Annotated in this window: 20 protein-coding genes; 8 read left to right on the forward strand and 12 right to left on the reverse strand. The window is 60.6% G+C overall.

What is annotated here, in order from left to right; translation table 11 throughout:
* Nucleotides 1-48: 48 nt before the first annotated feature.
* The 3 genes from J1G18_RS14935 to J1G18_RS14945 all read right to left on the reverse strand — a co-directional run bounded on the left by J1G18_RS14935 (nucleotide 49) and on the right by J1G18_RS14945 (nucleotide 1361).
* Complete coding sequence (locus J1G18_RS14935) at nucleotides 49-387, reverse strand: FKBP-type peptidyl-prolyl cis-trans isomerase (RefSeq protein ID WP_098968206.1); 339 nt, start codon at nucleotides 385-387, stop codon at nucleotides 49-51.
* A gap of 63 nt (nucleotides 388-450) precedes the next feature.
* A complete protein-coding gene (locus tag J1G18_RS14940) occupies nucleotides 451-951 on the reverse strand; it encodes a hypothetical protein (RefSeq protein WP_098968205.1) in 501 nt (166 codons plus the stop codon).
* A 101-nt stretch (nucleotides 952-1052) separates the two neighbouring features.
* Nucleotides 1053-1361, reverse strand: a complete 309-nt coding sequence (locus J1G18_RS14945) for an RcnB family protein (RefSeq protein WP_223007986.1) — start codon at nucleotides 1359-1361, stop codon at nucleotides 1053-1055.
* Nucleotides 1362-1786: 425 nt separating this feature from the next.
* Between J1G18_RS14945 and J1G18_RS14950 the strand changes: the two genes are divergently transcribed.
* Entirely contained in the window at nucleotides 1787-3079 is a 1293-nt protein-coding gene (locus tag J1G18_RS14950) for an MFS transporter (RefSeq protein ID WP_098968204.1), read from the forward strand.
* Nucleotides 3080-3091: 12 nt separating this feature from the next.
* Nucleotides 3092-3859: a substrate-binding domain-containing protein gene (locus J1G18_RS14955; protein WP_047601584.1), complete on the forward strand. Its 768-nt coding sequence runs from the start codon at nucleotides 3092-3094 to the stop codon at nucleotides 3857-3859.
* Here J1G18_RS14955 and J1G18_RS14960 read toward each other — a convergent pair.
* Nucleotides 3849-4763, reverse strand: a complete 915-nt coding sequence (locus J1G18_RS14960) for a LysR family transcriptional regulator (protein WP_097088034.1) — start codon at nucleotides 4761-4763, stop codon at nucleotides 3849-3851. The two genes, J1G18_RS14955 and J1G18_RS14960, sit on opposite strands and share 11 nt — an antisense overlap.
* Before the next feature lie 252 nt (nucleotides 4764-5015).
* Here J1G18_RS14960 and J1G18_RS14965 point away from each other — a divergent pair, with 252 nt between their 5' ends.
* Complete coding sequence (locus tag J1G18_RS14965; protein ID WP_096795893.1) at nucleotides 5016-6824, forward strand: monovalent cation:proton antiporter-2 (CPA2) family protein; 1809 nt, start codon at nucleotides 5016-5018, stop codon at nucleotides 6822-6824.
* Between the two features lie 123 nt (nucleotides 6825-6947).
* Here J1G18_RS14965 and hcnC read toward each other — a convergent pair whose 3' ends face one another.
* The 4 genes from hcnC to J1G18_RS14985 form a co-directional block, all read right to left on the reverse strand.
* Nucleotides 6948-8207, reverse strand: coding sequence for a cyanide-forming glycine dehydrogenase subunit HcnC (gene hcnC / locus J1G18_RS14970; RefSeq protein WP_223007987.1), 1260 nt, complete (start codon nucleotides 8205-8207; stop codon nucleotides 6948-6950).
* Nucleotides 8200-9609: a cyanide-forming glycine dehydrogenase subunit HcnB gene (gene hcnB / locus J1G18_RS14975; protein WP_115990141.1), complete on the reverse strand. Its 1410-nt coding sequence runs from the start codon at nucleotides 9607-9609 to the stop codon at nucleotides 8200-8202. The genes hcnC and hcnB overlap by 8 nt, the downstream gene beginning before the upstream one ends.
* A complete protein-coding gene (gene hcnA / locus J1G18_RS14980; protein WP_047602019.1) occupies nucleotides 9606-9920 on the reverse strand; it encodes a cyanide-forming glycine dehydrogenase subunit HcnA in 315 nt (104 codons plus the stop codon). The genes hcnB and hcnA overlap by 4 nt, the downstream gene beginning before the upstream one ends.
* A gap of 435 nt (nucleotides 9921-10355) precedes the next feature.
* Nucleotides 10356-11297, reverse strand: coding sequence for a hypothetical protein (locus J1G18_RS14985; protein WP_027613238.1), 942 nt, complete (start codon nucleotides 11295-11297; stop codon nucleotides 10356-10358).
* Nucleotides 11298-11604: 307 nt separating this feature from the next.
* Between J1G18_RS14985 and J1G18_RS14990 the strand changes: the two genes are divergently transcribed.
* Together J1G18_RS14990 and J1G18_RS14995 are read left to right on the forward strand one after the other, a co-directional pair.
* Complete coding sequence (locus J1G18_RS14990; protein ID WP_027613239.1) at nucleotides 11605-12288, forward strand: response regulator transcription factor; 684 nt, start codon at nucleotides 11605-11607, stop codon at nucleotides 12286-12288.
* Nucleotides 12266-13660 (forward strand): sensor histidine kinase, encoded by a 1395-nt coding sequence (locus J1G18_RS14995; RefSeq protein ID WP_027613240.1) that lies wholly within the window; start codon nucleotides 12266-12268, stop codon nucleotides 13658-13660. Before J1G18_RS14990 ends, J1G18_RS14995 begins: the two co-directional genes overlap by 23 nt.
* Nucleotides 13661-13787: 127 nt before the next feature.
* Here the strand turns inward: J1G18_RS14995 and J1G18_RS15000 are convergent, their stop codons facing one another.
* Both J1G18_RS15000 and J1G18_RS15005 read right to left on the reverse strand, forming a co-directional pair.
* Nucleotides 13788-14198 (reverse strand): SRPBCC family protein, encoded by a 411-nt coding sequence (locus tag J1G18_RS15000; protein WP_223007988.1) that lies wholly within the window; start codon nucleotides 14196-14198, stop codon nucleotides 13788-13790.
* 30 nt (nucleotides 14199-14228) lie between these two features.
* Nucleotides 14229-15026, reverse strand: coding sequence for an SDR family NAD(P)-dependent oxidoreductase (locus tag J1G18_RS15005; RefSeq protein ID WP_027613242.1), 798 nt, complete (start codon nucleotides 15024-15026; stop codon nucleotides 14229-14231).
* 312 nt (nucleotides 15027-15338) lie between these two features.
* On the opposite strand from J1G18_RS15005, the gene J1G18_RS15010 reads away from it, so the two are divergent.
* Nucleotides 15339-15998 (forward strand): methyltransferase family protein, encoded by a 660-nt coding sequence (locus J1G18_RS15010; RefSeq protein WP_223007989.1) that lies wholly within the window; start codon nucleotides 15339-15341, stop codon nucleotides 15996-15998.
* A 181-nt stretch (nucleotides 15999-16179) separates the two neighbouring features.
* Here the strand turns inward: J1G18_RS15010 and J1G18_RS15015 are convergent, their stop codons facing one another.
* Together J1G18_RS15015 and J1G18_RS15020 are read right to left on the reverse strand one after the other, a co-directional pair.
* A complete protein-coding gene (locus J1G18_RS15015) occupies nucleotides 16180-16848 on the reverse strand; it encodes an HAD-IA family hydrolase (protein WP_210557728.1) in 669 nt (222 codons plus the stop codon).
* Between the two features lie 79 nt (nucleotides 16849-16927).
* Nucleotides 16928-17341 (reverse strand): response regulator, encoded by a 414-nt coding sequence (locus J1G18_RS15020; RefSeq protein ID WP_098968195.1) that lies wholly within the window; start codon nucleotides 17339-17341, stop codon nucleotides 16928-16930.
* A 199-nt stretch (nucleotides 17342-17540) separates the two neighbouring features.
* On the opposite strand from J1G18_RS15020, the gene J1G18_RS15025 reads away from it, so the two are divergent.
* Together J1G18_RS15025 and J1G18_RS15030 are read left to right on the forward strand one after the other, a co-directional pair.
* Nucleotides 17541-18482 (forward strand): class I SAM-dependent methyltransferase, encoded by a 942-nt coding sequence (locus J1G18_RS15025; RefSeq protein ID WP_223007990.1) that lies wholly within the window; start codon nucleotides 17541-17543, stop codon nucleotides 18480-18482.
* A gap of 356 nt (nucleotides 18483-18838) precedes the next feature.
* On the forward strand, nucleotides 18839-19227 hold a 389-nt coding region (locus J1G18_RS15030), incomplete at its 3' end, for a hypothetical protein (protein ID WP_223007991.1).

Consider the following 19227-nt stretch of genomic DNA (forward strand, 5'->3'; position numbering starts at 1 on the left):
GATGAGGGTCCCCGGCCCTCATCCGAACAGCTTCGACAATCGCCACCTTCAATCCTCCCGCGTCAAAACCTCCAGCAATTCAATCTCGAACACCAGATTCGAATGCGGCGGAATCTTGCCCATCGTCCGCTCGCCATAGCCCAAATGCGCCGGCACCAGCAGCTTTCGCTTACCGCCCACTTGCATGCCCATCAGCCCTTGATCCCAGCCCTTGATCACCCGGCCCGTGCCAATCACGCACTGGAAAGGTTTGCCACGGCTGTGAGAAGAATCGAACTCGCTGCCGTCTTCCAGCCAGCCTGTGTAATGGGTGGTAATCAGCGCGCCTTTGACGGCAGCCTTGCCCTCGCCCACCTGAAGATTGATTACCTGCAGTTCATCAGTCATGACATTCACTCTATTTCTCAGCAGGCCGCCGTTTTCCCAGAAATGTCGGCTGGTCGCAACTCATTAACCAATGATTGGAGGTTTATCGAGTGGAAACACTCTGTCAGGAGGCAAGCCAAACACAACGCCATTGAAAGTATGGGTGCAACATTGGCAATGAGGCTTCATCTCTTCGGCCTTCAAATCCGGATTGACGATTTGCAGGCGCTTTTTTTCATCGACGTACAGGCCATTGAAGTAGCTCGACTCACCCAGTCGCACAATGTCCTCGCGATCATCTTCATGGATGGACACCATCCAGAACACTGGCTCCGGGCGATCAAGGCGCGCAACCGCTTCGCTGTAAATCTCATCCCAGTTACCTCCGACACGAGATAACAGAAAGCGAAATAATGGCGTGTAATCATAGCCGTGATGCTTGATCCCATGCATCGAACCCCGCGTCGCCTCGCTACGCCTCTCGGCTTTGGTATTACGCTCATATCGATAGTGACTGCCCTGATTGTTGCGCCAGACGTTGTGAGCAGTGGTATTTTCTTTGCGATAAAGCGGTTTCTTTTCCAACGATTGCTCCTGACATCCGGTCACTCGAAACGCCCTTCGCGTTTTACCCGAATGGCGCCCGAATGCAATCGACCGTCCATGGCCAATTGTTGCCGAAGCGCTTAACGCTCGACAGGCTGCATCTCGACAATGGTGCCGTTGGTGATCATGACCATCACGTACTTGTCATTGATCTGCACCCACTGCGCCTGATCGACCGGGGCTTTCAAGCCTTTCTGTTTCCAGTTTTTCAACGCTTTGTCGCTGCGCTGATAAATGTCTGGAGCCCGGTCGTTGACCTTCAATTCGCGGTCGCTGGTCGGCGACTGGACCGTGGGATCGCTTGAGGTTTGCGCCGCTTGAACAAGTGGGCTGATCCCGGCAATGCCGGCGACCAGGGCCAGGCTGGCGATTAGGGTTTTGCTGTTCATCGGTGAACCTCCTTCAGATGTGTGATACCTGAACTCCGACTGCGGAGGACTGGAATCATTCCTTGTTTTTTTGCCTGAGCTGGCTGGGGAATTGTCGTTGGCAGGCAGATCGTCATCGCTGGCAATTCAGCTCCCACAGGGTCCGCTGATGAAACAGGATGTGTGATCGCCCCGCAAAACTGTGGGAGCGAGCTTGCTCGCGAAGAGGCCGGCACATTCAACACTTTTCCGCCTGAACCACCGCTTTCGCGAGCAAGCCCGCTCCCACAGATTAGATGGTGTTTTCAGGATTGATCCGCTTTGTGCATCAATCCATGCCAACAATGCAATTAACATCCTGTTACAGCTGCGCGACCATCCGCCGCAATAACAACCGTGCGCCGCTTCCACGCCGCGCACGTCATAAAAGCGGTGGAGATTTTTCTATGACAGCCTCAATCCCACACGGCGGCTCGCGGGCCGGCGCCATTTTCCGGGTCACCTCGGGCAACTTCCTCGAACAGTTCGACTTCTTTCTGTTCGGCTTCTACGCCACGCAGATCGCGGCGGTGTTCTTCCCGGCGAGCAGTGAGTTCGCTTCCCTGATGATGACTTTTGCCGTGTTCGGCGCAGGCTTTCTGATGCGTCCGCTCGGCGCCATCGTGCTGGGTGCGTACATCGATGACGTCGGTCGGCGCAAAGGGTTGATCGTCACCCTGTCGATCATGGCCAGCGGCACGATCCTGATTGTGCTGGTGCCCGGATACGAGACCATTGGTCTGTTTGCGCCAGCGCTGGTGCTGGTCGGACGGCTATTGCAAGGCTTCTCCGCCGGTGCGGAACTGGGCGGTGTTTCGGTGTACTTGTCGGAAATCGCCACCCCTGGCCGCAAGGGCTTTTTCACTGCCTGGCAGTCGGCCAGTCAGCAAGTGGCGATCATCGTCGCGGCAGCCTTGGGCTATGCGTTGAACGCGTGGATGGCGCCAGACGTGATTGCCGATTGGGGCTGGCGCATTCCGTTTTTCGTCGGTTGCATGATCGTGCCCTTCATCTTTTTCCTGCGGCGTAACCTGGCAGAAACCGAAGAGTTTGCCGCACGCAAACACCGCCCGAGCATGAAGGAAGTGTTCCGCACCCTCGGCCAGAACTGGGGCGTGGTGCTCGGTGGCATGCTAATGGTCGCGCTGACCACCACTGCGTTCTACCTGATCACCGTGTACGCGCCGACCTTCGGCAAGACCGTGCTGCACCTGAGCACTTCCGATGCGTTGCTGGTGACCTTGCTGGTTGGCGTGTCGAACTTCTTCTGGCTGCCGATTGGCGGCATGTTGTCCGACCGTATCGGCCGGCGCCCGGTGCTGATCGCCATGGCGCTGCTGGCATTGGCCACCACCTATCCGGCGCTGTCGTACCTGGTGCAGGCGCCGAGCTTCAGTCACATGTTGCTGTCGCTGCTGTGGCTGTCGTTCATCTACGGCATGTACAACGGCGCGATGATTCCAGCGCTGACCGAGATCATGCCGGTGGAAGTGCGAGTAGCCGGTTTCTCCCTCGCCTACAGCCTGGCGACCGCGATTTTTGGCGGTTTCACCCCGGCGATGTCGACCTTCCTGATCCAGTACACCGGCGACAAAGCGGCGCCGGGTTACTGGATGAGCGTCGGCGCACTGTGCGCGTTGTGCGCCACGTTGTACCTCTATCGCCGCGCAGGCGGCCGTTTGCAACCGGTTGCCGCATAAGGAGCAATCACCTTGAAAAAACTGATCAATCTCAGCGCCATCGCCCTCTTCGCTTTCAGCGCTTTGGCCCATGCTGAACAGCTGAACGTGATGACGTCGGGCGGCTTCACCGCCGCCTACAAAATCCTCGGCCCGAAATTCGCGGCCGCCACCGGCAACACCCTCGACACCCAACTCGGCCCGTCGATGGGCAAGGCGCCGGAAGCCATCCCCAACCGCCTCGCCCGCGGTGAGCACGCCGACGTGGTGATCATGGTCGGCTACGCCCTCGATGACCTGATCAAACAGGGCAAGGTCGACCCGGCCTCGCGGGTCGAACTGGCGGATTCACGGATCGGTCTGGTGGTGCGTGAAGGCGCGCCGAAGCCGGACATCAGCAGCGTCGAAAGCCTGAAGAAAACCCTCCTCGACGCAAAATCGGTGGCCTACTCCGACAGCGCCAGCGGCGTGTACATCGAGAAGGAGTTGTTCAACAAACTCGGCGTTGAAGATCAGCTGAAACCGAAAGCGAAAATGGTCCCGAAAGTCCCGGTCGGCTCGGTGGTTGCCACCGGCGATTACCAACTGGGCTTCCAGCAGGTCAGCGAATTGCTGCCGGTGCCGGGGGTGAGTTTTGTCGGCAAGATTCCGGAGTCGGTGCAGTCGGTGACGCGCTTCGCCGCCGGCATCCCGGTCGGCGCGCAGCATCCAAAAGAGGCCAAGGCCCTGCTCGACTATCTTGCCGCGCCTGCCGCCCAGGCTGACGTGCAAGCCACCGGGCTGGATTCGGTCAAGCGCTAAGCGTTGGCGGCTGGACTTTCATTTCCACTACCAGCCGCTCCAGTTCCAATGCCGCCGGGGTCAACGTGCGACCCCGGCGCTTGAGGATGCCGACACTGCGCATCACTTGCGGATCGGTCAACGGCACCCGCGTCAGGATCGGATGATCCGGCCCGGGCATCGCCATCAGCGGCACCGCCGCCACCCCCAGCCCCGCCTCCACCAGACCAATCATGGTCGTCACATGCCGCGTCTCGCAGATGCTCGGGCGCTGCGGCACCACGCTGCTCAAGGCCTGATCGAGCAGGAAACGGTTGCCGGACGTCTTGTCCAGCGAGATGTAATCCTGCTGATAGAACTCGTCCCAGGTCACGCTGCTGCGTCCGGCCAACGGGTGATCGCGCCGGCAAGCGACGACATAGCACTCCTGCACAAGCGGTTCGAAATCGACTTTGGCATCCTGCGTGCCCAGAAAACTCAACCCGAAATCCGCCTCGCCGTTGACCACTGCGCTCAACACGTCGTGGGCGCTGGAGTCGAGGACTTTGACCTTGATCCGCGGAAACTGCTGGTGATAGCGAGCGACCACCCGCGGCATGAAGTAGTACGCCGCCGAGGGTACGCAAGCCACGGTGACATGACCGAGTCGGGTCGATGCGACTTCACTGATGCCCAGCAGCGCCACGTCCAGATCATCCAGCAAACGCTCGACGCTGGGCATGAAGCCACGCCCGGCCTGGGTCAGGCTGACCTTGCGCGTGGTGCGCTCGAACAGCTTTACGCCGAGGGCGTCTTCAAGCTTCTCGATGCGTCGGCTCAGGGCCGGTTGCGACAGGCGCACGGTGTCGGCAGCCTTGCGGAAACTGCCCTGCTCGACCACGGCGCGAAAAGCTTGCAGGTCGTTAAGGTCGAAGTTGATGGCCATGGCGGAACTCGCAGGAATTGATTCGCAAAGGCTATCAATGTAACCAAATGATGCAATTTATTACAGATTTGATGATATCGCCCTTGTGGGAGCGGGCTTGCTCGCGAATGCGGTGTCACAGTCGCCATCAACATCGACTGAACCAGCGCTTTCGCGAGCAAGCCCGCTCCCACAGGGTTTTGTGGTGGATTGACGAGCGGCGCAGCCCTTATCCTTGTCACCCCCCGCCGTACCGCTGTCAGGAGTCAACCCATGCCCCATGAAGGCAACCTGTTACAAGCCGCTGTCGTGTTTCTCTTCGCAGCCGTGCTCACCGTGCCACTGGCCAAGCGTCTGCAACTGGGCGCGGTGCTCGGTTATCTGTTGGCGGGGGTGATCATCGGCCCGTCGGTGCTCGGCCTGATCGGCAATCCGCAGAGCGTTGCGCATATCTCGGAACTGGGCGTGGTGTTGCTGTTGTTCATCATCGGCCTTGAGCTGTCACCCCGTCGCTTGTGGGTGATGCGCAAGTCGGTGTTCGGCGTGGGTCTGGCGCAGGTGCTGCTGACGGCGGCGGTGATCGGCGTGCTGGCGTTGTACGTGTTCGGTCAGCCACTGAACAGTGCGATTGTGCTCGGTCTTGGCCTGGCGCTGTCGTCCACCGCATTCGGCCTGCAAAGCCTGGCCGAGCGCAAGGAGCTGACCAGCCCCCACGGGCGACTGGCGTTTGCGATTCTGCTGTTTCAGGACATCGCCGCGATCCCGTTGATCGCGCTGGTGCCGATGCTCGCCGGCAGCGCCCACGCCAGCAGCAACGCGGAAAGCCTGAACCACGGTTTGCAAGTACTCGGCGGGATCGCCGTGGTGGTGGTCGGCGGGCGTTATCTGTTGCGTCCGGTGTTTCGCGTGGTGGCAAAAACCGGTCTGCCGGAGGTGTCTACCGCCACCGCATTGCTGGTGGTGATCGGCACGGCGTGGCTGATGGATCTGGTCGGCGTGTCGATGGCGCTCGGGGCTTTCCTCGCCGGCCTGCTGCTGGCGGACTCGGAGTATCGCCATGAACTGGAAGCGCAGATCGAGCCGTTCAAAGGCCTGCTGCTCGGGCTGTTTTTCATCAGCGTCGGCATGGGCGCCAACCTGAGTCTGCTACTGAGTGCGCCGATCACCGTGCTGGGCCTGACGCTGCTGCTGATCGGCTTGAAGTTGCCGCTGCTGTTTGTGGTCGGGCGTCTGGCCGGTGGGCTGACCAAGGTCAGTGCGATTCGCTTGGGTATCGTGCTCGCCGCCGGCGGTGAATTTGCCTTTGTGGTGTTCAAGATCGGGCGCGATCAGGGCCTGTTCGAACCGCGCCTGTATGACTTGCTGGTGCTGACCATCACTCTTTCGATGGCCTTGACGCCGTTGCTGCTGTTGATCTGTGCACGATTGGTCAGCCCGAAAGTGCAGCCAGTGGAGGTGCCGGAGAAATTCCGCGAAATCGACACCGAGGCACCGCGCGTGGTGATTGCCGGCATGGGCCGGATGGGCCAGATCGTGGCGCGGATTCTGCGGGCGCAGAACATCAAGTTCGTGGCGCTGGACACCTCGGTGGAAACCATAGAACTGTCGCGCAGTTTTGGCGGCGTGCCGGTGTTCTACGGCGACCCGATGCGCCCGGAAATCCTCAATGCGGCGAAGGTTGGCGAGGCGGAGTATTTCGTGATTGCCACGGATGATCCGGAGACCAACATCAAGACCGCCGAGATCGTGCGCAAGCTGTATCCGCACATGAAGATCATCGCTCGCGCACGCAACCGTCAGCACGTGCACCGCCTGGTCGATGTCGGTGCCGAAGCGATTCGCGAGACCTATTACTCCAGTCTGGAAATGAGCCGCCGCACCCTGGTCGGCCTCGGTCTGACCCAGGCCCAGGCCGATGCGCGGATCAAGCGTTTCAAACACCATGACGAACAGGTGCTGGAAGCCCAGCACGCGGTCTACGACGACGCGGCCAAAGTCCTGCAAACCGCCCAGGAAGCCCGAGCGGAACTGGCGCGGTTGTTCGAGTCGGATCAACTGGAAGAAGAAGCGCGCAAGGTCTGAATTCACCACAATTCCAATTGTAGGAGTGAGCCTGCTCGCGATTGCAATCTATCAGTAGCCATCTCTGTTACTGACACACCGCCATCGCGAGCAGGCTCACTCCTACAGGGATTGTGGATGGGCTCAGGCCATTTCCAATTCACGCTCTTGCTTGACCGGTGCAGTCTCAAACCGATCCGCCAGGAACGGTGTGATATCCAGCGGCAGCGCTTCCTGATTGACCAGTTTGTCCAGCAGCACGCCGGTGATCGCTGAGGTCAGAATACCGGTGCGGAAGTGTCCGCAGGCATTCAGGTAACCCTCCACCCCACGCATCGGCCCGAGGATCGGCAGCTCATCCGGCGAGCCCGGACGCAATCCGGCCCAGGTGCGCTTTAGATTGACGTCCTTGAGTTCCGGCAGGCACCGCACCGCGCCCTGCACCAGTCCGGCGATTTCCGGGTAGGTGGTGGTGACGTCGAAGCCTTTGTCTTCGGTGGTGCTGCCGATCAGGATCTCGCCGTTGTCCTTCTGCGCCACATAGCAGTCGCTGGTGGTCAGGCAGCCGTTGAGGATCTTCGGCATGCGCTCGGTCAGCAGAATCTGGCCCTTGACCGGTTTCACCGGGATACGAATCCCCGTCGCCCACTCACTCAAGTCCGCCGCCCAGGCACCAGCGGCGTTGATCAGGGTCTTGCAGTGGAACACGCCCTCCTCGGCCGTCTGCACGCCAGTCACGCGGCTGCCGTGGTGCAACACACCGGTGACGTTGGTGTTGACGAAGATGTCGACGCCATTCTGCCGCGCGCCTTCCATGTAGGCGTCGGCGAGACGGAACGGGCTGACCTGGTGATCGCAAAGAAACTCCAGCGCGCCACGGGCCTCATGGCTGACGCTCGGTTCCGCTTCACGCAGCGCCGCCTGATCGAGCCAGCGTACCTGATCGGCCAGATGCGGAATGCAACTGACGATGTGCTCGGCGTAGAGGCGGTCTTCGTCGTCATAGATGACGAACTTCAGCCCGGTCTTTTCAAACTTGAAATCCATCCCGTGCTTGTCTTTAAGCTCGCGGTGCAACGCCGGGTACAGCGCGTTGGACTGCAAGGCGAAATCGAAGAACGACTCCGGCAGGATGTGCGGCGTGCTAGCGTCCACCGCGACCGCCGCGCCCTGGGTTTCGCGCTTGCGGTTGGCCGACATCATGCGGAAGAAAATCACCCCGCAGCCCAGCCCCACCGACTCGCCGATGGCCCACAAGCCTCCGGCCGAAGCGCGGGTCGCGTTGCCCGGGCGCTTGGCGTCGATCACCGCCACCTTGAGGCCCTGGCGCTTGGACAATTGATAGGCGCAGGACGCCCCGATCACGCCGCCGCCGGCAATGATCACGTCATAGAACTTACTCATGGGATGCGGCCTCCGTGCCGACGGACTGGAACGCGGAAAAAGGGATCGGATCAATCGGGAAGCGCGGACGCAGCCAGCCGACGTCCTTGCGCCCGGTGGCCTGACGCAAGCGGTCGCTGCAGTAGCCGACACACATCCGCCCCTGACAATCGCCCATGCTGACGCGGGTGCGCATTTTCAGGCTGGCGATGTCTTGCACGCCCTGCTCCAGCGCCAGATCGATGTCCGCGCGGGTGGCGTGTTCACAGCGGCAGATCACGGTGTCGGCGGCCGGCAAAGCGGTCTGGCCGACACCGCGTTCGGTGTAGCGATCAACAGCCGCGCGGAAGCGCACGATGGATTTGAGCTTGCCCAGATAACGATCGCGGCGAACCCGCGCCAGCTCTTCTTCGATCACCCCGCGTTGCAGGAGGATCGAGGTCGCGGCGATCTTGCCGGCAAGCATCGCCGCTTCACCGCCGCGAATCCCGCCCATGTCACCGGCCAGATGCACGTGCGGCTCGTTGCTTTGCTGCCAGTTGTTCGAATTGGCGCGCAGGTAACCGTCGTCGCTGAAACCGTGATCGAGGCCCATCTGCTGACTGAGCTGGGTGCGCGGAATGAAGCCGTAACCGACCGCCAGGGTCTGCGCTTCGAAGCGCTCGATGCGCGTCAGGTCCGGCTCCCAGGTGGCCGAGTAAGGTGCCACGGTGACGCTTTTCAGCTCGCCGTCGCCGTGGGCTTCGACCACGCCCCAGCCGTAGTTCATCGGGATGCCGTGCAGTTTAAGGTAAGCAAGCATGCTCAAACCGTCGAGGAACAGCTGCGGCTTGTTCAGCAACGCCAGGCTTTCGCGGGCGATCTTGCCGAAGGCGCAGGCTTCGTACACGCCCGCGACCTTGACGCCGGACGCGTGCAGCTGCGTTGCCACCAATGGCAGCAACGGCCCGGTACCGGCGATGACCACCGGCCCCTGCGGCTTGACCACGCCACTTTTGATTTGCAGTTGCAGGCCGCCGAGCATGATCACCCCCGGCAGGGTCCAGCCGGGAAACGGCACGCTGCGTTCGTGGCAGCCGGCGGCCAGCAGCAATTGCGGATACTCGATCTCGTGCAGCTGCTCGTCGCCGTCGAGCACCACCAGCGCGCGGGTGCCTTCGGCGCCGACCACGCGATGATTGAGGCGCACGTCGATCAACCCGGACTGTTCCTGGAAATCACCGTGCAGTTTGCTCAGGGCTTCGGAATAGCGCGGCCCCAGATAATCCAGTTGCACGCCGTCGCGCAGCGGCCCGCGATAGACCACGCCACCAAGACGCGAGGCCTCTTCGAGCAAGGTGCAGCGCACCCCATGACGCGCCAGCTCGATGGCCGCCGCCATCCCCGCCGGACCACCGCCGACGATCACCGGTTGCAGGCTCATACGACCTCCTGCTCGTTGATGCGGTTGACCTGGGTTTCGATCTGCATGCCGTCGCGCACCACGGTCTGGCAGGCACGGCGCTTGTGGCGGCCGTTGATTTTCACCAGACAGCACTGGCACACGCCCATGCCGCAGTAGGCGCCGCTGATCTGGTTGTGATCGTTGCGTGCGACCTGGCGCACGCCAAGGGACTGGATAACGCTCAGGACGGTTTCGCCAATGGCCGCCGTCACCGGTTGACCATTGATGTGGACGGTCATATCCGCCTGGGTCAGGGGCTGGATATCGAAAGTGCGTTCTAGGCAGTGCATTACGAAGTTCATCCGTGAAAAGGTTCAGGGGGGAAGGTATTGCGTCAGCTCCTTGCTGCTCTACACCGTGCGGCCCGTTTAATTGTTCGATTACAGGCGGGCTCGCGGGTACTTCGTCAGCGCAGCAAAGTGCGCGTGAAGCACTGTAGTTCAAACCTCAGCGAAGGCCTGGAACATTTACGTTAGGGGAAGTTACAAACGCGAATATTGATCCAGGCCAGTGAAAGCGGTCGGATTGTTCAACGATTCGGTTGAAGAAGACGAATGGTGCACGCCAGAAAGCAAAAAGCCGCTTTCACCGTGAAGTGAAAGCGGCCGAGGCATGGGCCTCAATGGAGCATTGGAATCAGTGTACGAACAGGGCGATCAGGATGATGATCGGGATTGGCACACCGAGGAAAAACAGTAATAGAGAGCGCATGGTGATTCTCCTTGTTAACGGACTGGAGGCAGAGTGGTCGTGGTGGCGTAGGTCTCGACTTCAACGTACTCGACCGCATCCCGGCGACGACCGCCGAAGGTGGCTGCGAGACTGGCGAAGAACGCACCGGCCAGCAACGCGATGAACATCCACAGCGAGGTCCAGGCAGCAACTTTCGCAGCGGTGTCGGCAGCCTGTTGGGCTTTGACTTTGGCGTCGGCGATGGCCTTCTGAGTGCGGGCATACACTTCATCGACACGCTTCTCGGCGTCGGCCTGACTCAGATTGGTTCGTTGTGCGACCAGTTGCGCGAGGTAGGTACGGTCTTCCGGACTGAGTTGGCCGTTGGCCAGGCTCTGGGCGAAGATCCGCGCTACGGCGCCATGGGCGGCATCATCACTGACCGACGCTGGACGGTCATCGCGGAACAGATTGTCGATGTAGTAACCGTACTGATTGCTGTCGGTGTTGGCCGCTGCGCTACCGGCAGCCTGAGTCGCGGCAGCCGCTGCGCCACCGGCGACACTGGCACCGGCCTGCACACCGCCACTGATCACACTGCTGACCGAGCCGACTACCAATACTGCGGTGACCAGCGTGGCCACACACCAGGCGAGGAAGCCATGGGCAGTATCACGAAAATACACTTCATCCCCGTGCATGTTGGCCCACTTCACCCGCAGCCGACCGGCGATGTAGCCACCCAGACCGGAGGCGATGATTTGCGTCGCCGCCAGCCAGACAATCGTCGAAATCCCCAGACCCTTGGCGCTGATGCCCTCCCCGGCCCAAGGTGAAACGGCAGAGAATCCCAAACCGAAGCCAAGCAGCACTAAAATCATCGACAGTGCTGCGGCCGCCGCTGCGCCCGCGAAAATCGCGCCCCAGGACACGCCTGACACGTTGCTCGACTCTCCTTCGAAGGCAGGATAAAACCCATCAGAGGATCTATTCATTGTTGTAGTGCTCCAGGCATGAAAAATGGTGTTACAACTCGTCACGAGATGAATTGCAGCGACCGTGCCAGTCGAGAGCACGAAATAAATCTTTCAATTTCAACGATTTAAAAAGACTGAACTTCTACATTCATTGCAATTTGCAACAATGGACGGAAAGCAGCGGGTTTTATGCATTGACGCCAACGCCGCGAAGCGCCCCGAATTGACGTTTGTGACAGGCTATACATGAAAGTTAATTTAAAGCGCGACGCAAAATACTTGGCAAAATGCTGCCATTCCGTTTGAACCGATCAAGGCCTGCCCTATGACGCGTATTTTGACCATCGAAGACGACGCCGTGACTGCCCGTGAAATCGTTGCCGAACTGAGCAGCCACGGCCTGCAAGTGGATTGGGTCGACAATGGCCGCGAAGGCCTCGACCGCGCCGTCAGCGGCAACTACGACCTGATCACCCTCGACCGCATGCTGCCGGAACTCGATGGCCTGGCGATCGTCACCACTCTGCGCACCATGGGCGTGGCCACGCCGATTCTGATGATCAGCGCCCTCTCCGATGTCGATGAGCGCGTGCGCGGCTTGCGCGCCGGCGGCGATGATTACCTGACCAAACCGTTCGCCACCGACGAGATGGCCGCACGCGTGGAAGTGCTGCTGCGCCGCCAGAACAGCGTTGCCACCCAGGCCACCACGTTGCAGGTCGCCGACCTCGAACTGGATTTGATCAGCCACGAAGCACGCCGCGCCGGGCAGGTGCTGACGCTGCTGCCCACCGAATACAAGCTGCTGGAATTCCTCATGCGCAACAGCGGGCAGATCCTGTCGCGGATGATGATTTTCGAAGAAGTCTGGGGTTATCACTTCGACCCGGGCACCAATCTGATCGACGTACACATCGGTCGTCTGCGCAAGAAGATCGACGCGGCGGGCAATGTTCCGCTGATTCGCACGGTACGGGGCTCGGGTTATGTCATTGCCGAACCCGTCTGACGGCTGGCGCTCCTCTAGCAGTCGACTGCTGGCGCTGTACAGTTCGCTGTTCGTGGCCTGGAGCGCGATCCTCATGGGGGTCATGTATTTCGAGGTCTCCAGCTATCTCGATAACCTCGCCAAGCATTCGCTGATGCAACGTCAGCATCTGTTTTCGCACTTTCGCGGTGAGCAGCTGGAAGAAGCGCTCGCCGCCAGCATGACCTTTGATATACGCGGCATCGACGCCTATGGCCTGTTCGACGCCCAGGGCGTTTACCTCGGCGGTGCCTTGCAGCAACTGCCCGAAGGCCTGCCGCTGGACGGCAAGATCCACACCCTGGATGACTGCGCCGATTCCGATGACCCGACCCTGCCCGCCGACAGCTGCGACGCGGTGGCGACTCAGACCCGCGACGGTCGCTGGCTGGTGTTGCTGCGCGACAACGGTTCGTTGTTCGCCGTGACGCGGATCATTCTGCATGCATTGTTCTGGGGGGTATCACTGACGATTCTGCCGGGGATTGCCGGTTGGCATTTGCTGCGCCGCCGACCAATGCGCCGCATCCGCGCGATTCAGGACAGCGCCCAGGCGATTGTCGCTGGCGACCTGACCCACCGTTTGCCGCTGTCCAACCGCCGCGATGAACTGGACATGCTCGCCGCCATCGTCAACGCCATGCTCGATCGCATCGAACGGCTGATGCATGAAGTCAAAGGCGTGTGCGACAACATCGCCCACGATTTGCGCACGCCGCTGACGCGTTTGCGCGCGCAGTTGTATCGCATGCAACAGCAGGCGGGTGAAGGCTCACAGGAGGCGGCGCAACTGGACCTGGTGCTGGCCGAGGCGGACACGCTGATGGCGCGGTTTCGCGGATTGCTGCGGATTTCCGAATTGGAAGATCGTCAGCGCCGCTCAGGTTTTGTCGAGCTCGATCCGGTGCAATTGCTCGAAGAACTGCATGAGTTTTATCTGCCACTGGCCGAGGAAGGCGAACTGCTGTTCGTACTGAACATGCCGGAAACCCTGCCACCGCTCAATGGCGACCGGGCGTTGTTGTTCGAGGCGCTGGCCAATCTGTTGAGCAACTCGATCAAGTTCACTCCGGCAGGCGGCACGGTGATTTTGCGTGGTGTGAATGACGGTGGGCATACGCGGATTGAAGTCCACGACTCCGGACCGGGGATTCCTGAAGCCGAGCGTGAGGCGGTGTTCCAGCGTTTCTATCGTGCCGAGGGTGGACAACCGCAGAGCGGCTTTGGTTTGGGTCTGTCGATTGTGGCAGCGATTGTCAGCCTGCATGGCTTCAATCTTGAGGTGGGCAGCAGTGAGCTGGGGGGTGCGCAGCTGGTGCTGGATTGTCGACAGAGTTTGATCTCGCAGTCCTGAGAATCACCGCGCTGCATTGTAGGAGTGAGCCTGCTCGCGATATCGGTGGGTCAGCCAACATAATTGTTGAATGATCGACCGCTATCGCGAGCAGGCTCACTCCTACAAGGGTTTTTGTGGCGTTCAATCAGGCCGGATAGTTCGCCCGCAGCGCCTCAAGGCCACCCTGATAGATGCCGGTGAACAGCGCCACCACTTCCTCTTCGCTCACGCCCTTGGCGTTGAAGCGTCCCGACCACGTTACCCGGGCGCCCTGCCCCTGAGCTTCAACCTTGATCGTCGCCAGATAGTCAGTCGCCGGGAACGGTGCCTGTTCGATCGAGTAGCTGTAGGTCCTGGCAGCGTTGTCGAACGCTTGCAGACGCTCGATCACCACCGCGCCGTCGGCGGTTTGCAGGGTGCGCACGCGTCCGCCTTCGCTCAGCTCACTCTTGTGAATCAACGGCAGCCAGTCCGGCAGCGTGTTGAAGCCGCCGATCAATTGCCAGACCTGATCGGCCGAAGCCGGGATGTCGATGGTTGCTGTTGCAGTTGCCATAAATAAACGCTTCTCCAGAGTCTTCGCGGTTCAGATCGCCATACTGTCGACTACACCGCCATCGACGCGCAAGGCCGCGCCAGTGGTGGCGGAGGAAAACGGCGAAGCGATGTACGTGACCAGATGCGCCACCTCGGCAACATCGGCCACCCGCTGGATGATCGACGTCGGCCGCGCTCTGCGCACAAACGCATCAGCCTCTTCACGCAGATTACGGCCGGACTCGGCGGCAGCATCCTTGAGCATGTGTTCCACGCCACCGGTAAACGTCGGCCCCGGCAGGATCGCATTGACCGTCACACCGGTGCCCGCCAGACGCTTGGCCAGGCCATGGGACACCGCAAGGTTGGCGCTTTTGGTCACGCCGTAATTAAGCATGTCGGCCGGGGTCGCCACACCGGATTCCGAAGACAGGAAAATCACCCGCCCCCAGCCCTGCTCGACCATCGCCGGCACGTAATGCCGCGACAGGCGCACGCCGGAAATCACGTTGACCTCGTAGAAACGCGTCCACTCGCTGTCCGGGGTGTCAAAGAAATCCACGGCGTCGAAGATCCCGAGGTTGTTCACCAGAATGTCTGCGCGCGGTTCAGCGGCGAACAGTTTTTCCGCACCTTCGGCAGTGCCCAGGTCGGCCGTCAGTCCGCGCAGTTGCGCACCCGGCACCTGCTGGCGAATGCTCGCCAGCGCTTGCTCGACCTTGGCCGTTTCACGCCCGATCACCACCACCGTGGCTCCAGCCTCGGCCAGTGACTGACTGATGCCCAGACCAATGCCACCCGTGCTGCCGCTGACGATGGCCAGTTTTCCACTCAAGTCGATTTTCATGGGTTCACCTCTTCGATGGGCAATACACGGACAAATAGAAGGAATGGATCAGCGTAGACGCGATGTTGGCCGGATGAAGGCGTTGCCGACCAAAGACTGGTCACGACCGATCCGACGCCTACGCGAGCAAGCCCGCTCCCACTTGGGATTGTCGGTGGATGGAGGCTCTCGGGCTGGCCCGGATCAAGGGTGGGAGTGGGCTTGCTCACGAAGGGGCCGGGACATCCGGCATCAATGGTCACTGACCCGACGCCTTCACGGGTTCAGCGGCGTCCTACACTGAAAGGATCAGCCGTTTTTCAAGAGATGACCATGAAAATGTCTGCGCAAATGACCGTGGTTGCGGTGCTCACCACCCTCGCCTACCTGGGCCTGGCGGTGTGGGGCATTGGTGGGCCGGCGGTGTTCTTTTCGCATGGGGCGCTGGTGCTGGTGGCGCTGGCCACGGTGCTGATGGTGGTGGCGTCGCTGTTCACCGATGTAAACATGAGCTCGGGCGAGCGCGAGGACCGCGCCAATCGCTGGGTGATTCCGGCGTTCGGCGTGATCGGTCTGGTCAGCGGTTTTCTCCCGGCATACTGCGATCGCATCGACTTCTGGACCTTCGGCGCTGAAGGCGTGCGCTGGCTCGGCGCGCTGTTGTTTATCGTCGGTGGCACGCTGCGGCTGTGGCCGGTGTTTGTGCTGGGCCGTCGGTTCAGCGGCCTGGTGGCGATTCAGCCGGGGCATCGGCTGGTCACCGACGGCATTTACACACGCCTGCGCAATCCGAGCTATCTGGGGTTGGTGGTCAACGCCGTGGGCTGGGCGCTGGCGTTTCGTTCCTGTGTCGGGTTGATTCTGGCGGCGCTGACGCTGATTCCACTGATCGCACGTATTCACTCGGAAGAGGCGCTGCTGCGCGGGCAGTTTGGTGCAGAGTACGAGGCTTATTGCGCGCGCAGCTGGCGATTGTTGCCGGGGGTTTACTGACGCCATCACCAGCAGACTGAACCGGCTCCTGCAGTGTTGGATAGCGGGCAACATTTACGGCCCGACATTGATCGAATGTGGGAGCGGGCTTGCTCGCGAATGCGCTGAATCAGTCGACATCGCATGCAACTGAAAGACCGCATTCGCGAGCAAGCCCGCTCCCACAGGGGACTTTGTAGTGTCAGGCCTTCTGCAGGTGCAGTTGACCTTGGCTATCGACGACAACGCTCAGCGGCTCATAACTGTCGATAGTCGCGTGGCGGGTTTCGAGGGGATGCTGGTGCGTCGTGGTGATGATCATCAGCGCTGCACCTGCCGCTTCAGCGGCCTGAATACCGACAGTGGCATCTTCGAAAATCAGGCAGTCACCAACCTCAAGCCCCAGGCGCTTTGCCGCCAGACGATAACCCGCCGGATCAGGCTTGCCAGCCGCCACATCCTCCGCCGTAATCATCACCGCAGGCTCGGAAATCCCCGCCGCGGCCATCCGCCGCAACGCAAGATCCCGTGGCGCCGACGTCACCATCGCCCAGCGCTCACTTGGCAAGGCTTCGAGAAACGCCGCGGCCCCAGGTATCTGCACAATCCCTTCGACATCATCGATTTCCGCCTGCGCGATGAACGCCGCTTGCGCCTCGGCGTCCACTCCCGGCAGGTTCAGCCGGCGGATGGTGTCGATGGCGCGAGCACCGTGGATGGTCGGCAGGAAACGCTCGACATCAACCCCGTGGCGCTCGGCCCACGCGGCCCAGACGCGCTCGGCAGCGGCGATGGAATTGAGGACGGTGCCGTCCATGTCGAACAGGAACGCGCCGAACGCGCGGTCGAAGACGTTATCGTGAGCAGACAAAAGGTCGCATCCTTTGACAGAATTGGGCAGATTGGCCGGGCAATGTAGCATTTTTGCCCGGCCATTCGCCCCGAAAGGCTCAGTGCAGACGCGCGGCCTTGGACTTGAACGCGCTGTCGACACAGTCAAGCAACTGGCCGATGGCCCACGGCTTTTTGATGAACGCCACCGGATGCTTGACCCCGGAAGTTTCCGGGGTTTCATAACCGGACATGACCATCACCGGTTTGTCCGGCCAGCGGTCGCCGACCAGATTGGCCAGCCCCGCTCCGTTGATTTCACCGGGCATGGTGATGTCGGTGAGCAGCAGCGCGACTTCCGGCGCGTGCTCTTCCAGATACAGCTTGGCGGCATCCGCGCTGGTTTGCGGCTCGACCTTGAAACCTTCCTCCTGAAGAATTTCGCAGAGAAACTCCAGAATCAACGGGTCGTCCTCAACCACCAGAATCAACCCGTCAGGAAGGTGCTCGCTCGCCGTCGGTGTTGGACTCATGAACTGGCACTCCCTGAATTGCATTAACGATTTAGCGGCTTGTTTCCGCTGCTTATCAGGTATGAGCAGCGCGCCCTGCATAAATTCATTTTTGATACAGGTCTTTTCTTAACAGTCCTGATCAGCGTTCGGCGACGGGCGTTCGCCAAGCGGCTTTTGTGGTTAAAATGCCGGCCCTTTTGCTTGCCGACCGTGACTGATGAACCCTGAAGCCCTCGCCACCCTCCACGCCCATCTGCTGCCTGCACTCGCAGCGGCACCGAGCGAAACCCGCCGCCTGTTCCATGGGCGCGGGCGTTGCTGGCCGGGGCTGGAGCAAGTGACGGTGGACTGGCTGCAAGGCGTGGTGCTGGTCTCGCTGTTCAAAGAACCTGTGCCCGAGCAGCTCGAAGCGCTCAAACACTTGTTGCTCGACATCAGCACCTCGGCAGAATGGCAACAGTCCGGCGCCCACACCTTGCTGGTGCAACATCGGTATTTGCCGCAGAGCACCGCCGAATGGCTGCTGGGCAATGAAATCGACGAGATGAGCATCGTCGAGGGCGGCTTGCACTACCGCGTCGACCTGGGCCGCAAGCAAAACGCCGGGCTTTTTCTCGACATGCGCTACGGGCGCAACTGGGTGCGTGAACAAGCGGCGGGCAAACGGGTGCTGAACCTGTTCGCCTACACCTGCGGGTTTTCCGTGGCAGCGATCGAAGGCGGCGCCAGCCATGTGGTCAATCTCGACATGTCCCGCGCCGCGCTGAGCCGTGGTCGCGACAATCACCGGTTAAACGGGCATGACCTGAGCAAGGTGAGTTTTCTCGGTCACGACTTGTTCAAGTCCTGGGGCAAGGTGATCAACAGCGGCCCGTACGACCTGGTGATCATCGACCCGCCATCGTTCCAGAAAGGCAGCTTTCTGCTGACCAAGGATTACCAGCGCGTATTGCGTCGTTTACCGGAATTGCTCACGGCTGACGGCACGGTGCTGGCGTGCATGAATGATCCGTCATTTGGTTCGGATTTTTTGATCGATGGCGTGACGCAAGAGGCGCCAAGCTTGCGCTTTGAGCAGCGGCTGGAGAATCCGCCTGAGTTTCCGGATATTGATCCTGAGAGCGGCCTGAAGGCGCTCGTCTTCAAACGCCTCGACTGACCCGACATCCCGCGAACCCCGCTCATCCCTGTAGGAGTGAGCCTGCTCGCGAAGACTGACTCACCGGCAACCCATTTCTTCAGAAGGACAAAACCCGCCGCCCCGATCAACCGGGGCGGCGGGTTTTGTCGTTCAGGCCGAGATCAAACCGTCCCCGTCTTCAACGAATGATCATTGAGCACGCTGCTGATGATTGCCGCGCTGTCCTGCCCACCCGCAATCACCTCAGCGCCCCCCGACCGTTCATCGCAAATACCTCCCTACCTGTAATTTCTGACAGTAGCCACAGCCGTCATCTTCAGCGCTGAATAACTCCATGCCCTTTGTCTCCCGACAGTTCGCACGGAGTTCCGTCCATGCTCGTTCAGCCCAAGATGAAAATCTCTGCCCCCCATTCACTGCTGGACCCGATAGTCCCCGGGCGCCTCCTGCCTTCCGGCCAGTGGGGGATCAATCGGGCGGCGCTGCTCACCTTTCCCGATGACGGTCTGCAAGTCGTGATCCCCATCTGGGCCACCAAGGCTGTTGGAGATACCGTCAAGCTGCTGCTCAATGACCGTGAGGTCGACGGACGTCCCATCATTGACGAAGCCGAGCTCAAGCAACCGACCCTCTTGTGGGTGGCTCCTCGTCATCTGCAGACAGGTCCTTACCAACTCACCTACGAAATCAAACAGCCCAATCAAAAAGAAGAGCGTCCGGACAAGCCCCTCAACCTCTTCGTCAAACTGGAACTCCCCGGTGG

The organism is Pseudomonas sp. MIS38 (assembly GCF_019891575.1).
In the GTDB taxonomy this organism is placed as follows: Bacteria; Pseudomonadota; Gammaproteobacteria; order Pseudomonadales; family Pseudomonadaceae; genus Aquipseudomonas; species Aquipseudomonas putida_A.

What these genes read in the sequence shown, in the direction of transcription:
- J1G18_RS14990 (WP_027613239.1), top strand. Translation starts at nt 11,605, where the DNA reads ATGACGCGTATTTTGACCATCGAAGACGACGCCGTGACTGCCCGTGAA.
- J1G18_RS15025 (WP_223007990.1), top strand. Translation starts at nt 17,541, where the DNA reads ATGAACCCTGAAGCCCTCGCCACCCTCCACGCCCATCTGCTGCCTGCA.
- J1G18_RS14935 (WP_098968206.1), bottom strand. Translation starts at nt 387, where the DNA reads ATGACTGATGAACTGCAGGTAATCAATCTTCAGGTGGGCGAGGGCAAG.
- J1G18_RS14995 (WP_027613240.1), top strand. Translation starts at nt 12,266, where the DNA reads ATGTCATTGCCGAACCCGTCTGACGGCTGGCGCTCCTCTAGCAGTCGA.
- hcnB (WP_115990141.1), bottom strand. Translation starts at nt 9,609, where the DNA reads ATGAGCCTGCAACCGGTGATCGTCGGCGGTGGTCCGGCGGGGATGGCG.
- J1G18_RS14950 (WP_098968204.1), top strand. Translation starts at nt 1,787, where the DNA reads ATGACAGCCTCAATCCCACACGGCGGCTCGCGGGCCGGCGCCATTTTC.
- J1G18_RS15020 (WP_098968195.1), bottom strand. Translation starts at nt 17,341, where the DNA reads ATGAGTCCAACACCGACGGCGAGCGAGCACCTTCCTGACGGGTTGATT.
- J1G18_RS15005 (WP_027613242.1), bottom strand. Translation starts at nt 15,026, where the DNA reads ATGAAAATCGACTTGAGTGGAAAACTGGCCATCGTCAGCGGCAGCACG.
- J1G18_RS14965 (WP_096795893.1), top strand. Translation starts at nt 5,016, where the DNA reads ATGCCCCATGAAGGCAACCTGTTACAAGCCGCTGTCGTGTTTCTCTTC.
- J1G18_RS15000 (WP_223007988.1), bottom strand. Translation starts at nt 14,198, where the DNA reads ATGGCAACTGCAACAGCAACCATCGACATCCCGGCTTCGGCCGATCAG.
- J1G18_RS14960 (WP_097088034.1), bottom strand. Translation starts at nt 4,763, where the DNA reads ATGGCCATCAACTTCGACCTTAACGACCTGCAAGCTTTTCGCGCCGTG.
- hcnC (WP_223007987.1), bottom strand. Translation starts at nt 8,207, where the DNA reads ATGAGTAAGTTCTATGACGTGATCATTGCCGGCGGCGGCGTGATCGGG.
- hcnA (WP_047602019.1), bottom strand. Translation starts at nt 9,920, where the DNA reads ATGCACTGCCTAGAACGCACTTTCGATATCCAGCCCCTGACCCAGGCG.
- J1G18_RS14985 (WP_027613238.1), bottom strand. Translation starts at nt 11,297, where the DNA reads ATGAATAGATCCTCTGATGGGTTTTATCCTGCCTTCGAAGGAGAGTCG.
- J1G18_RS14945 (WP_223007986.1), bottom strand. Translation starts at nt 1,361, where the DNA reads ATGAACAGCAAAACCCTAATCGCCAGCCTGGCCCTGGTCGCCGGCATT.
- J1G18_RS15010 (WP_223007989.1), top strand. Translation starts at nt 15,339, where the DNA reads ATGAAAATGTCTGCGCAAATGACCGTGGTTGCGGTGCTCACCACCCTC.